Source organism: Chryseobacterium elymi, assembly GCF_003385495.1.
In the GTDB taxonomy this organism is placed as follows: domain Bacteria; phylum Bacteroidota; class Bacteroidia; order Flavobacteriales; family Weeksellaceae; genus Chryseobacterium; species Chryseobacterium elymi.
Genome location: NZ_QNUH01000035.1, coordinates 1 through 11,782 on the forward strand (window position 1 = coordinate 1; position 11,782 = coordinate 11,782).

16 protein-coding genes are annotated in these 11,782 nt (G+C 38.0%); 10 read left to right on the forward strand and 6 right to left on the reverse strand.

Going from position 1 to position 11,782, the window contains the following annotated elements; genetic code table 11:
* From DRF60_RS20135 to DRF60_RS20165, 7 genes are all read left to right on the forward strand, one after another.
* The coding region (locus DRF60_RS20135; RefSeq protein ID WP_133297256.1) for a class I SAM-dependent methyltransferase at positions 1 to 654 on the forward strand (654 nt) is incomplete at its 5' end.
* Between the two features lie 21 nt (positions 655 to 675).
* The gene (locus DRF60_RS20140; RefSeq protein WP_111958477.1) at positions 676 to 1,560 is read left to right on the forward strand and encodes a bifunctional 5,10-methylenetetrahydrofolate dehydrogenase/5,10-methenyltetrahydrofolate cyclohydrolase; all 885 of its coding nucleotides are present in this window, start codon (positions 676 to 678) and stop codon (positions 1,558 to 1,560) included.
* Positions 1,561 to 1,567: 7 nt separating this feature from the next.
* Positions 1,568 to 2,197: a 7-carboxy-7-deazaguanine synthase QueE gene (locus tag DRF60_RS20145; protein WP_116015022.1), complete on the forward strand. Its 630-nt coding sequence runs from the start codon at positions 1,568 to 1,570 to the stop codon at positions 2,195 to 2,197.
* A gap of 45 nt (positions 2,198 to 2,242) precedes the next feature.
* Positions 2,243 to 3,613: an exopolysaccharide biosynthesis polyprenyl glycosylphosphotransferase gene (locus tag DRF60_RS20150; protein WP_116015024.1), complete on the forward strand. Its 1,371-nt coding sequence runs from the start codon at positions 2,243 to 2,245 to the stop codon at positions 3,611 to 3,613.
* A 119-nt stretch (positions 3,614 to 3,732) separates the two neighbouring features.
* Positions 3,733 to 4,485: an MlaE family ABC transporter permease gene (locus DRF60_RS20155; RefSeq protein ID WP_116015026.1), complete on the forward strand. Its 753-nt coding sequence runs from the start codon at positions 3,733 to 3,735 to the stop codon at positions 4,483 to 4,485.
* Positions 4,485 to 5,300, forward strand: a complete 816-nt coding sequence (locus DRF60_RS20160; protein ID WP_116015028.1) for an ABC transporter ATP-binding protein — start codon at positions 4,485 to 4,487, stop codon at positions 5,298 to 5,300. The genes DRF60_RS20155 and DRF60_RS20160 overlap by 1 nt, the downstream gene beginning before the upstream one ends.
* Entirely contained in the window at positions 5,284 to 5,898 is a 615-nt protein-coding gene (locus DRF60_RS20165) for an outer membrane beta-barrel protein (protein WP_116015031.1), read from the forward strand. The genes DRF60_RS20160 and DRF60_RS20165 overlap by 17 nt, the downstream gene beginning before the upstream one ends.
* A gap of 34 nt (positions 5,899 to 5,932) precedes the next feature.
* Here DRF60_RS20165 and DRF60_RS20170 read toward each other — a convergent pair whose 3' ends face one another.
* Together DRF60_RS20170 and DRF60_RS20175 are read right to left on the reverse strand one after the other, a co-directional pair.
* Entirely contained in the window at positions 5,933 to 6,241 is a 309-nt protein-coding gene (locus DRF60_RS20170) for a hypothetical protein (RefSeq protein ID WP_116015034.1), read from the reverse strand.
* A gap of 94 nt (positions 6,242 to 6,335) precedes the next feature.
* The gene (locus DRF60_RS20175; protein ID WP_116015037.1) at positions 6,336 to 7,142 is read right to left on the reverse strand and encodes a M48 family metallopeptidase; all 807 of its coding nucleotides are present in this window, start codon (positions 7,140 to 7,142) and stop codon (positions 6,336 to 6,338) included.
* Between the two features lie 108 nt (positions 7,143 to 7,250).
* Between DRF60_RS20175 and DRF60_RS20180 the strand changes: the two genes are divergently transcribed.
* A complete protein-coding gene (locus DRF60_RS20180; RefSeq protein ID WP_116015040.1) occupies positions 7,251 to 7,805 on the forward strand; it encodes a DUF4251 domain-containing protein in 555 nt (184 codons plus the stop codon).
* Here DRF60_RS20180 and meaB read toward each other — a convergent pair.
* Positions 7,802 to 8,785, reverse strand: coding sequence for a methylmalonyl Co-A mutase-associated GTPase MeaB (gene meaB / locus DRF60_RS20185; RefSeq protein WP_116015042.1), 984 nt, complete (start codon positions 8,783 to 8,785; stop codon positions 7,802 to 7,804). The genes DRF60_RS20180 and meaB overlap by 4 nt on opposite strands.
* A gap of 141 nt (positions 8,786 to 8,926) precedes the next feature.
* Here meaB and DRF60_RS20190 point away from each other — a divergent pair, with 141 nt between their 5' ends.
* Both DRF60_RS20190 and DRF60_RS20195 read left to right on the forward strand, forming a co-directional pair.
* On the forward strand, positions 8,927 to 9,217 hold the full coding sequence (locus tag DRF60_RS20190; RefSeq protein WP_116015044.1) for a c-type cytochrome: 291 nt from the start codon (positions 8,927 to 8,929) through the stop codon (positions 9,215 to 9,217).
* Positions 9,218 to 9,238: 21 nt separating this feature from the next.
* Positions 9,239 to 9,526 carry a cytochrome C gene (locus DRF60_RS20195; protein ID WP_116015055.1) on the forward strand — a complete coding sequence of 96 codons (288 nt, stop codon included), beginning with the start codon at positions 9,239 to 9,241 and terminating at the stop codon, positions 9,524 to 9,526.
* A gap of 89 nt (positions 9,527 to 9,615) precedes the next feature.
* Here the strand turns inward: DRF60_RS20195 and DRF60_RS20200 are convergent, their stop codons facing one another.
* From DRF60_RS20200 to prfH, 3 genes are all read right to left on the reverse strand, one after another.
* On the reverse strand, positions 9,616 to 10,608 hold the full coding sequence (locus DRF60_RS20200; protein WP_116015047.1) for an enolase C-terminal domain-like protein: 993 nt from the start codon (positions 10,606 to 10,608) through the stop codon (positions 9,616 to 9,618).
* Positions 10,609 to 10,681: 73 nt separating this feature from the next.
* Positions 10,682 to 11,185 (reverse strand): tetratricopeptide repeat protein, encoded by a 504-nt coding sequence (locus DRF60_RS20205; protein WP_116015049.1) that lies wholly within the window; start codon positions 11,183 to 11,185, stop codon positions 10,682 to 10,684.
* Positions 11,172 to 11,782 (reverse strand): peptide chain release factor H (gene prfH, locus DRF60_RS20210; protein ID WP_116015052.1); only part of this gene is annotated, 611 nt, incomplete at its 5' end. The genes DRF60_RS20205 and prfH, both read right to left, overlap by 14 nt.

Below are 11,782 nucleotides of genomic sequence, written 5' to 3' on the forward strand. Positions count from 1 at the left end.
GGAATCCGTCAGGTAAATGCACTTAAAAAATATATTGGCTTACAAAATACAGATCATGTTCTGGATGTGGGATGCGGTATCGGAAGAACAGCAGTAGCCCTTACAGAGACTATAGACAAAGGAACATACGACGGTTTTGATGCCGTTGAAAAAGGAATCAACTGGTGTAATAAACATATCGGTAAAAAACATCCGAATTTTAAATTTAAGTTTACTCCGATTTATAATGACCTGTACAATACTTTCAGCCAAAAAGCAGAAAGTTTTACATTTCCTTATGATGATGGGCAATTTGATAAAGCATTTCTTTTCTCGGTTTTCACGCATATGCAGATTCCGGAAATCAAGAGATACCTTAGTGAAATCAGCAGAGTATTAAAGAGCCACGGACAATGTCTGGCCACATTCTTCCTGTACGATGAAACTAAAAAGGAATTCGGTACAATGCCATTTCCACATCAGTATGAAGGTTACAGGCTTATGGACGATAAAGTGACCGCAGCCAATATTGCCGTAAGCATCCCATTGCTGAATGAGATGGCAGCAGAAGCAGGATTAAAAGTAACCACCATAAAAGGAGGATTCTGGAGAACCGATGTAGAAAAGGAAGGAGCCGATGAATTCCAGGATATTGTTGTATTCAATAAAATCTAAATAAAAGTAAAAAAAGTAAAAATGGCAGAAATTCTTGACGGACTTAAAGTATCCAAAGAAATAAAGGCAGAAATCAAGGTGGAAGTGGAAAAGATCCTTGAAGGCAAGAAAAGAGCACCACATCTGGTGGCCATTCTTGTAGGAAATAACGGGGCAAGCAAGGCGTATGTAAACAGTAAGGTAAAAGACTGTGAGGAAGTAGGATTCCGCTCTTCGCTTTTAAAATTCCCAAGCACCGTTTCCGAGTCTGAATTGCTGGAGAAAATTGATGAATTAAATAAATCTAAGGAGGTAGACGGTTTTATCGTACAGCTTCCTTTACCGGACCAGATCGATCAGGAAAAAATTATTCTGGCGATTGATCCAAGAAAAGACGTAGACGGTTTCCATCCCGAAAATTTCGGAAAAATGGCATTGGAAATGGACACTTTCCTTCCCGCTACTCCATTTGGGATCCTGACACTATTGGAAAGATATAATATTGAAACTAAAGGAAAAGACTGTGTAATTATCGGAAGAAGCAAAATCGTAGGAAGACCTATGAGCATCCTGATGGGGAGAAAAGATTTCCCCGGTAACTCTACCGTAACTTTAACACACTCTTACACAAAAGACATTGAAGAATATACAAAAAAAGCAGACATTGTTATTACCGCATTAGGTGATCCTCATTTCTTAAAAGGAGATATGATCAAGGATGGTGCAGTAATCGTGGATGTGGGTATCACAAGAGTAGATGATGACTCTCCAAAAGGATACTACCTTGCAGGTGATGTAGATTTTGACAGCTGTGCGGCTAAAGCAAGCTGGATCACGCCCGTACCTGGAGGAGTAGGCCCTATGACCAGAGCCATGCTGATGAAGAATACCATCATCGCTTATAAAACTTCGGTCTATAACGATTAATTTTAAAATGAACAAAGAAGAAGATATTTTATTAAAAGAAGGTAAAATGCTCCCTGTAATGGAGCATTTTTACACTTTACAGGGAGAAGGGGCACACACCGGAAAAGCATCCTATTTCATCAGGCTGGGAGGCTGCGATGTCGGATGTCATTGGTGTGATGTAAAAGAAAGCTGGGATCCGAACCTCCATCCATTGATGAATGCAGAGGAAATTGCAGAAACTGCTGCAAAGCACAGTAAAACAATCGTTTTAACCGGCGGTGAACCATTGATGTGGAATTTAGATATCTTAACATCCAAATTAAAGGAATTGGGATGCACCATTCATATTGAGACTTCAGGAGCCTACCCGCTAAGCGGACAGATCGACTGGATTACCCTTTCGCCTAAGAAAACAGGACTTCCGAAAGAAGAGATCTATGAAAAAGCCAGTGAGCTTAAAGTGATCATCTTCAATCAGCACGACTTTACATTTGCCCAGGAACAGGCATCAAAGGTTTCTGAAAACTGCCGATTGTATATGCAGAGTGAATGGAGCAAGCGTGATGAGATGTACCCCAAGATCACCGATTTTATTTTGGCCCATCCGGAATGGCAGGCTTCGGTGCAGACCCACAAATACCTGAATATACCGTAAAAAATACGTACATTAGCCCTACGTATCCGTTATAAACACCGATAGATGCAGAGAATTCGATACTCCAGATACCTGAAATCGATCATTATTTTGCTTGACCTCATGGTTATTGCATCTATTTTTATATTCTTTTTTATAACCAGGAATGAAAGTTTAAAATATCATCAGGAAACCTGGTATCAGAATATTTTTTCGCTGATATTACTGTTTTTGTTCTGGATGCTTCTAAGCGGCAGGACAAAAATTTATAATATTCAGAGGAATCTTACGTATACTTTGTTTTTGGAGCGCCTCCTTATCCATTTCCTTTTTTTTATACTAGGCGTTCTTCTTATTGGAAAAGTAAGCAAAAATGTATTTTTCAATTCAGATATTTACTGGCTTTCATTCTATCTTCTTTTCTTTATCTTTCTTGCGAAATCGATCATTTATTTTATTATAAAATATTTCCGCTCACTGGGGATCAATTATAGAAATGTAATGTTTTTGGGGGAAACAGGCTCTACTGAAATTTTGAAAAATATATTTCAAAACAGAAAAGATTACGGATATAAAATATTTGAGTACGGAACATCTGATATAAAACCAACCGAGCTCGTTAATTTTTGGAAAAAAAACGGAATCCACACGCTTTTTTTATCCACAGAAAACCATTTCACCGAAAGTCTCCAAACTGAAATCTTTAAGCTGGCTGAAGACCACAAAGTTCATGTCTCATTAATTCCGAGCATTACACAGAGCGATTTTTTTCTGTATGATCTTGGGTATATTCAGACACAGCCTATTCTCAGTCAGGCAAAATACCCTTTGGATTATTACTCCAATTTTCTGGTTAAAAGGATTTTTGATTTCACTTTTTCTATTCTTATATTGGTTTTACTTGGTTCCTGGCTATTTCCTATTATTGCAATTCTCATCAAAATAACGTCTAAAGGGCCAGTTTTCTTTGTTCAAAAGAGATATGGTTTCCATGAAGAAGTATTTTCATGTCTCAAATTCAGAACCATGATCGTTAATGATGAATCCGCAACAAAAACTACGGAAGAAAATGATGTCCGGATCACAAAAATCGGAAAATTTCTTAGGAAAACCAGCCTTGATGAACTTCCTCAGTTTATCAATGTTCTGAAAGGGGAAATGTCCATTGTAGGGCCACGCCCGCATATGCTGGCTGTTGACAATTTTTATAAGCCCAAGATAGGAAGATACAGCTTAAGAAGCATGGTATCTCCCGGCATCACAGGTCTTGCCCAGGTAAACGGGCTGCGCGGAGATTATGGAGATGTGGAAATGGAAATGAAAAAGAGGATTCTAGCAGACACGTTCTACGTGAGAAACTGGAGTTTTGTTTTGGATCTTATTATTATTTTAAAGACTGTTCTATTGGTGATCGGCGGCGATAAAAATGCAAAATAAAATAAAACAAAAGGCTAAGACTGAAATTGAGGAATCATATTTGCTTTTAGGTTAAATAATCCTCCATCGAGCACATGAGGTCTAACCTGAATTAAATAAAAAAAGTCTAATTTAGCAGCATGTTAAAAAAGTTTTTTACAGCAATAGGGGAATATATTATCCTTCTAGGTAAATCCTTGCAAAAGCCCCAGAAAATGAGGGTTTTTTGGAAGCTGTTCATGAGAGAAATAAATGATCTCGGCGTCAATTCTTTTGGGCTTGTAATCTTCACTTCTATATTCGTGGGAGCCGTTGTGGCTATTCAGATGTTCAATAATTTTGATTCTTCCTCTTTTCCTATTCCACCTTCATTCGTGGGATATGCTACAAAAGCTGTTTTGGTACTGGAATTTTCACCAACCATTATCAGTCTGATCCTGGCAGGTAAAGTAGGATCATATATTGCATCAAGTATAGGAACTATGAGGGTTTCCGAACAGATCGACGCACTGGATATCATGGGGGTAAACTCTCCGAATTTCCTGATATTGCCAAAAATTTTTGCCTGTGTGATTTTCAATCCTTTGCTTATTGCCATCAGTATTGTATTCGGTATCGGAGGTGGCTATCTGGCAGGTATCCTGACGGGAAACTGGACAGAGAATGATTATATAGTGGGTATCCAGATGTATATGCCGAATTTATTTGTGTACTACGCGTTTATAAAAACCACCGTATTTGCTTTTATTATTGCTACAGTGCCTTCTTACTTCGGATATAATGTAAAAGGAGGATCGCTGGAAGTAGGCAGAGCCAGTACACAGGCTGTAGTATGGACCATGGTGTTTATTATCATTTCGGAATTAATTTTAACCCAATTAATATTAAGCTGATGATTGAGGTAAAAGATCTTAAGAAGAGTTTTGACGAGGTTGAAGTACTTAAAGGAATTTCAACTTCTTTTGACAAAGGAAAGGTAAACCTGATCATTGGGCAGAGCGGCTCCGGAAAGACTGTTTTCCTGAAAAGCTTATTGAATGTTTATCAGCCATCATCAGGAGAGATCCTGTTTGACGGCAGGGATATCAACGTCATGACACGGGAGGAAAAACAGCACCTGCGTTCAGAGATCGGAACAGTATTCCAGGGGAGCGCACTTTTTGATTCTCTAACGGTGGAAGAAAATATCATGTTCCCGCTGGATATGTTTACCAACCTTACTTTCAGAGAAAAAAAGAAAAGAGTATTTGAAGTGATTGGCAGAGTACATCTTGACAAGGCCGGCAGAAAATTTCCATCTGAAATTTCCGGAGGAATGCAAAAACGGGTTGCCATTGCAAGGGCGATCGTAAACAATCCGAAATATCTGTTCTGTGATGAGCCGAACTCAGGTCTTGACCCCTATACTTCCAATGTAATTGATGACCTCCTTCTTGAAATCACCAAAGAATACAATACAACAACCATCATCAATACTCACGATATGAATTCAGTGATGACGATTGGTGAGAAAATTGTATACCTGAGACTGGGCATTAAAGAATGGGAAGGAAACAAAGACGTTCTCATTACTGCGGGCAATAAAAATCTTATTGACTTCGTTTATTCTTCAGAACTGTTTAAAGAACTGAGAGAATATTTACTTGAAAATAATAAAACGATTGAAAATACAATCTCTAAAATAGATGATAATGAAAAAGGTACTTAGTTTAGCGTTAATCGGGTTTTCAATGTTCGCTTCCGCACAGATTTCTCTGGCAGGAAAAGCCAACTTAATATTCCCGACAGGCTCTCCTTCCTGGAAAAACATTAAAGGAACGGTAAATGAAGCCATTGAAGGAACCGGAAAAAACAATGCAGGTTTCAACGTGGGACTTTCTTTAAAGATAGGACTTCCGACTGCACTTTATGTAATGCCGGAATTATACTACACTCATTTCAAAAATGAATTCACTACGGAGAATACTACTTTTGATGTGAAGAGCAACCGTATCGATATGCCTGTTCTTTTAGGATATAATCTTTTAGGTGATATGCTGGGTGTTTTTGTAGGACCGGTAGCCAGTTATAATTTAAGCAAGGACAATACCTACAACGATTTTAAAGAAAATGTTAAAAGCGATTTCACAATTGGATACCAGTTCGGTGCACAGCTTGAAATTAAAAAACTGATCATCAATGCACGATATGAAGGGGCTTTCAGCAAAGATGAAAGAAACTTCATCAATAAAGTTTCCGGATCGGAAATCAGATATGACAACAGGCCTAATCTGTTTTTGGTAGGCGTAGGTTATAAGTTTAAATAATTTGAAAATGGCAACTATAAAAAACCCTCAAATATTAAATTTGAGGGTTTTGATTTTGTTGAAGTTCTGCTTCACGCCGGGCAATATCTGCTGCCTGTTTTTCCAGCTCTTCTTTTTCTTGCTGTAGTCTTTTGAACTCCCTTTTTTTCTCTTCCGCCTTTATTGCACTTCCTTTGCTTACATATCCTACCATTCCGCCAATAATAAGACCAATTCCTACTCCGCCCATTACACCCATCATGTGTGAAATGGTAATTCCTCCTACCGTAAAATCTGTAGTCAGATAAAAAAGCAATGCCGATACGGCAAGCAGTATAAGTCCGGTAATTGATAAACTTTTCATAAATATTGTATTTAGTGGTTACATTGAAAAAAAGCCTTACCCAATTTAGTGAAAAATTCAATAAGGCTCTATACAAGATTAAATTCTGAAATAATTATATTTTCCCTCCCGCTGCTTTATAGTATTCCAAAGCTTTTGGAAGGTTTTTGTTGATATCTGAGATCCTTGTCTCAGGGTTCGGGTGAGTTGATAGGAATTCAGGCTGTCTTGAGCCTGATGCTGCCCCTTCCATTCTGTTCCAGAAAGGAATTGCCTCTCTTGGATCATATCCTGCCATAGACATCAGGTACAGTCCCATCTGGTCTGCTTCTGATTCCTGATTTCTACCGTATTTCAGCAGGGCTACCTGTGATCCGATAGGATATACTTTTTCAAAAATACCGGCCCACTGTGAATTGGAAATTGTTCCGCCCAGAATAGAACCTCCGTACTGTGCAACCATAGCCTGGGAAATTCTTTCATTACCATGCCCTGCTAAAGCGTGTGAAACTTCGTGTCCCATCACTACAGCCAGACCATTGTCATTTTTTGTAACAGGAAGAATACCTGTATACACGGCAACTTTTCCGCCGGGCATACACCAGGCGTTCAGCTCATTGCTTTGTATAAGATTGAATTCCCAGTTATAATTCGTAAGATCTGCTGATCTTCCTATACTCTGGTAATATCTTTCTGCTGCACTTTTTATTCTGCTTCCTACACTCGTTATTCTTTTTGCATCTGCAGTTCCTGTGATAATCTTAGATTTAGACAATGTCGTTTTATATTCCTGAGCAGACATTGTTAATATTTCCGAATTATTTGCAATCTGTAATGAAGACCTGCCCGTAATTGGATTAGTAGTACATGCTACAGTTGACAAGGCAACTGCTCCTATTCCTAATAGATGTGTAAATTTCATAGTTGTTTGAGTGTTAATAATTCAACATTTACAATTTTTATTCCAAAATGATTCAGAAGGAATATATTTGCATACATTTTGCTATTTAAATTTACAATTATTACGGTTATGAAAAAGTATATTTCATTTATATTTATTTTTGGATTCCTTTTTTTCTTTCAAAGCTGTTCCTCACAGGCTTCATTGGATTCCAAAACAGTTGATGCTCTTGTAGATTCCCAGGAATTTACCTTTCATGCACAAAGAGCAAATCCTATGAATTATGATGTTATCAATGTTATGAACTCAATGCCAAATTCTACTTCAATGAGGATCTTAGAACTTAACGGAGATAACTATAGCATTATAATCAATAAAAATAATTTAGAGGTTGTACTTCCATATTTCGGGAGAGTATTTAATCCTGTTTTCGGAGATAGAGATCAAAATAGCTACCGTTTTACATCCAAGGACTTTACTATTAATAAATCTCAGAATAAAAAAGGAAACTGGACTTTAAAAATTAGGCCCAACGATGCAAGAAATGTTGATGAGATTAATATAGAAATTTTTAAAAACGGTAAAGCATTTGTATCTATGAGAAGTAATGACAGACAGCCGATAACCTATGATGGTTATGTTTCCAAGAATGAGAAAACGCCAAAAGAAAAGGAAAAGCTTTAGTCTTTAGATAAAAATTTTTCAACAAAAAGCTTTGCTTCAGTGCTGGGATTAGAAACCATTTCTGAAGCATTTTTTTTGTGCTGTACATAAGCAGCCTCTACGGAATCGCTTCTTTTCATCATAGCAAGGATATATTCCTGAACCCAATATTCAAACCGTTTTTCTGCCTGCTGGGTGCGGACTTCCTTAAAGCGTGCCGTTTTCTTTTTCAGATCTATGAATTCATCGATCTTAGTGTATATTTCCCCTAAACCTTCATTGTAAAGGGCAGAGCCTAATAATACCGGAATTTTCCAGCCTTTTTCCTTTGGAGGGATAAAATCCAATGCGCGTTTCAGCTCCAGCCTTGTGTTTTTGGCTTTCTGAAGGTTATCTTTTTCTACTTTATTGATAAAAATAAGATCTACCATTTCCATAATGCCCCGCTTAATCCCCTGAAGCTCATCTCCGCCACCAATGATCTTCAGAAATAAGAACACATCGGTGATATCAGCTACAAGCACTTCGGACTGTCCTACTCCAACCGTTTCGATCAAAATATAATCATATCCTGCTACTTCGCATATCATCATGGTTTCAAAGGTGGTATTGGCAACTCCGCCAAGAAACCCGGAACTCGGTGAAGGGCGGATAAAGGCATGTTCTTCTTTTGCCAATTCTTCCATTCTGGTTTTATCTCCCAAAATGCTTCCTTTATTAATGGAAGAGCTTGGATCGATGGCAAGAACAGCCACTTTTTTACCGTTAGCAATAGCAAGCCTTCCGAAATTTTCAATGAATGTAGACTTTCCTGCGCCGGGAACTCCGGTGATTCCTACTCTTATGGAATTTCCCGTGAAAGGCATTATTTTCTTCAGAAGCTCTTCTGCCTGGATCCTGTGTTCGGCTTTTTTACTTTCAACTAATGTAATAGCTTTTGCGATCAGGCGTTTATTTCCTGACTGTATTCCTTCCATTAATTCTTCTGTAGAAAATTTCATTGATTCAAAAATATAAAAATAACATTCAAACTCCCATACAAACGGGTGTTAATTTTATTTCTTCTAAATTAAAACTAGGGCGTTTTTCATCAATAGGAAGGGGAAATTCCTACATTTGTTATTAATCAAAATTCAAGAAACATGAAAAAAATATCCGCTGCTGCATTATTTACCTGCCTGTTACTGGCTTCCTGTACACCAAAAGCTTCTACAGCCGGACCTATAGGACCTGCCGTTTCTACTGCAGAACAAATAGCTCAGGGAAAAACAATCTTTGAAAATGCCTGCGGAAGATGCCATAAGCTCCCGGAACCTACAGCACATACCTCTGTACAGTGGGTAGGAATCATGAATTCAATGGCTCCGAAAGCGAAACTGACTGATGAACAGCATCAGTGGGTATACGACTATATTGTTTCTGTGAAAAGATAATCATCAAATCAGAATATGGATATGAAAAAAATAATCTTAAGTATGATCGCAGGTGCTGCATTTATGGTATCATGCGGACCTAAAAGCGTTGCTGTAACCGGGCCAAAATACACTGCATCTGAGCAGCTGGTCCAGGGTAAAACTATTTTTGAAAATTCATGTTCCAAATGCCACAAACTTCCGGATCCGGCTAAACATAATGATCAGGGGTGGATTAAAACATTAAGCAGAATGGCTCCGAAAGCGAAATTAAGTGATGATCAGCACCAAATGGTGTATGATTATCTGATTTCTGTGAATAAGAAGTAGCATTTTAGAGTTGGAGAGGTTGAAAGCTAAAGAGTATTAGTGTATAAAACTTACCTAAACATCATTCATCACTCATTATTTTTTCCGCCTTATTTCACAACTATTCCCAGTCCGGGTTTACCGGACAGGATTATTTTTCCGTTTTCTACAAAATTTCCAGAGGCATAGTCATTGGAAATGAGGTTTGCGCCATCAAGGTCGACAAAATCAGTAAGGCCTGCCAATACACAGCCAGCGGAGATCCCCACTGTTGATTCCGTCATGCAGCCTATCATAGTTGTATAACCCAGTTCTTTTGCTTTTCTGATCATCTCCAATGCCGGAGTGAGTCCACCGCATTTCATCAGTTTGATATTGACACTTTTATAATAAGGCAGAAGCTCTTCCAGGGAATTAAGATCCTGAGAATCTTCATCTGCCATCCAATTGGCAAAACCTTCTTTTTTTAAAACTGTATACTGGTCAACCGGTCTTGGCTGTTCCAGGTAAGAAAACTGGCTGATCTTTTCATTTTCCTGAAGCCATAAGCAATCCTGATCTGTAAAGCTGGCATTGGAATCTAAAGCGATATTGCGGTTTAATCTCAGCAGCTTTTCAATATTGTCTTTATGCAGTCCTTTACATTTTACTTTGAATATGTTCCAATTACTTTTTTCTATTTTTCGGATCTGATCTTCAATACCCGCCACTGAAATGGTAATGGAACTTTCGGCTAAGTTCCCGGAAGGAATATGATTTAATTCGGTAAAGCTTTTGTTTTCAAGTTTTCCGAAAAGATCCCAATAGGCGCAATCTAAGGCAGACCTTAAAAACGGATGCAGATTCAACGTTGAAAGAAACCGGAAGAAATCTTCCGGATGAACGACAGTCTGTTTTTCAAATAAGGGCTGTATCTCTTTTAATCTGATGATAAAGCTTTTCAGATCAATATGATAATAATCTATGGCAACACATTCACCATATCCTTTACAGTTTAAATAAGATAACTCTACCAGCAATGCTTCTCTTGTATCATAATTCCCATAGGCGATTGAGAAAGTTTCTTTTAGCTGAAGTGTTTTAAGTTCAAAATTGAGTTCCATATATTAAAGCTACAAAAAAAGGACCTTAAAAAGATCCTTCTGTAATGGGTGAGACATCATTTAAGAAATTGAATTACTTTTTCCCTTTCTTTTTGGTTTTTGTCATTTTGTTTTTGATCAATTTTTCCCTGCTTGTCAAAAAATCAATCATAGCCTGGTTATAGCTGTATTTTCTTGCTTCTTTTAAAGGTTCCAATGCTTTTTTATACTCCAGTCTTATTTCAAACAGCTGGTATTTCAGTATCAGTATCTGTGCTTTATCTATTCCTTTGATTCTTAAGGTATAATGAATTAGTTTTTCTGCTTCATCGAGGTCTTCATTATCCAAAAGACATTTGATATAATGCTGTGGTGTGTTGAGATTGGCTACATTACACTGCATCGCTTCCTCGAAATACATTTTTGCCCTTTCGTAATCGGTCAGCATTTCGCTGTATATTCTTCCCATCAGGCAGAGGCTGTCCGCGTCTTCAGGATCATAGGACAGGGCATAGTTCAAAGCTTCCAGGCAGTCCGGAAGGCTGTATGGATAATTATCCAGTGCTTCAAAATAATATTTACTTTTAGTTAAGGTCATTTCTGTCGTTTTTTAATTCTCTTTTCAGAATGTTTCTCTGTTTTTTAAATGATTTATCCTGATAGTTCTTTTTAAAGTCCGCTCCGGAAAATGTACGGACCGGATTTCCTCTCTGCACCTGCAGATGATTGTTCCATGTATCCTGCATTCTTTTTTCAAGCTGCCTGATATAAATTCCGGCCACTTTTTCTTTCAGCCGCATGATAGCAAGCTTTCTATTCTCCAGCTGTGACCGGGAATCCTGTGCAAATACACTTTCTCCGGTGGGTACATGAGTGGCCCGAACAGCGGTGTTTACTTTGTTCACATTCTGTCCGCCACTTCCCTGGCTTCTTGTGGTCTGGAACTGAATATCTTTTTCATTAAAATTGATTTTCTCCAGCCCCTCCAGTTCGAAAACACCGATAAACCAGTTGCTTCTTTTATGGAACTTCCTGAATGTACTTTTTCCTGTCCAGCATATGCTTCCCAGCCATGTTTTTAAAAATGCATCCAGATCTTTTGCTTTTAAAAGGATGGTTACAGATTTCAGAGTCAGGTTTTCATCGCCATTTTCGCGGTGAATGATTTCGTAGTCTATTGTATTGTTTTTAATTT

Coding starts and splice junctions, on each gene's coding strand:
- DRF60_RS20150 (WP_116015024.1), top strand. CDS start 2,243: ATGCAGAGAATTCGATACTCCAGATACCTGAAATCGATCATTATTTTG.
- DRF60_RS20140 (WP_111958477.1), top strand. CDS start 676: ATGGCAGAAATTCTTGACGGACTTAAAGTATCCAAAGAAATAAAGGCA.
- DRF60_RS20155 (WP_116015026.1), top strand. CDS start 3,733: ATGTTAAAAAAGTTTTTTACAGCAATAGGGGAATATATTATCCTTCTA.
- DRF60_RS20170 (WP_116015034.1), bottom strand. CDS start 6,241: ATGAAAAGTTTATCAATTACCGGACTTATACTGCTTGCCGTATCGGCA.
- DRF60_RS20145 (WP_116015022.1), top strand. CDS start 1,568: ATGAACAAAGAAGAAGATATTTTATTAAAAGAAGGTAAAATGCTCCCT.
- DRF60_RS20165 (WP_116015031.1), top strand. CDS start 5,284: ATGAAAAAGGTACTTAGTTTAGCGTTAATCGGGTTTTCAATGTTCGCT.
- DRF60_RS20180 (WP_116015040.1), top strand. CDS start 7,251: ATGAAAAAGTATATTTCATTTATATTTATTTTTGGATTCCTTTTTTTC.
- DRF60_RS20200 (WP_116015047.1), bottom strand. CDS start 10,608: ATGGAACTCAATTTTGAACTTAAAACACTTCAGCTAAAAGAAACTTTC.
- meaB (WP_116015042.1), bottom strand. CDS start 8,785: ATGAAATTTTCTACAGAAGAATTAATGGAAGGAATACAGTCAGGAAAT.
- DRF60_RS20175 (WP_116015037.1), bottom strand. CDS start 7,142: ATGAAATTTACACATCTATTAGGAATAGGAGCAGTTGCCTTGTCAACT.
- DRF60_RS20195 (WP_116015055.1), top strand. CDS start 9,239: ATGAAAAAAATAATCTTAAGTATGATCGCAGGTGCTGCATTTATGGTA.
- DRF60_RS20205 (WP_116015049.1), bottom strand. CDS start 11,185: ATGACCTTAACTAAAAGTAAATATTATTTTGAAGCACTGGATAATTAT.
- DRF60_RS20160 (WP_116015028.1), top strand. CDS start 4,485: ATGATTGAGGTAAAAGATCTTAAGAAGAGTTTTGACGAGGTTGAAGTA.
- DRF60_RS20190 (WP_116015044.1), top strand. CDS start 8,927: ATGAAAAAAATATCCGCTGCTGCATTATTTACCTGCCTGTTACTGGCT.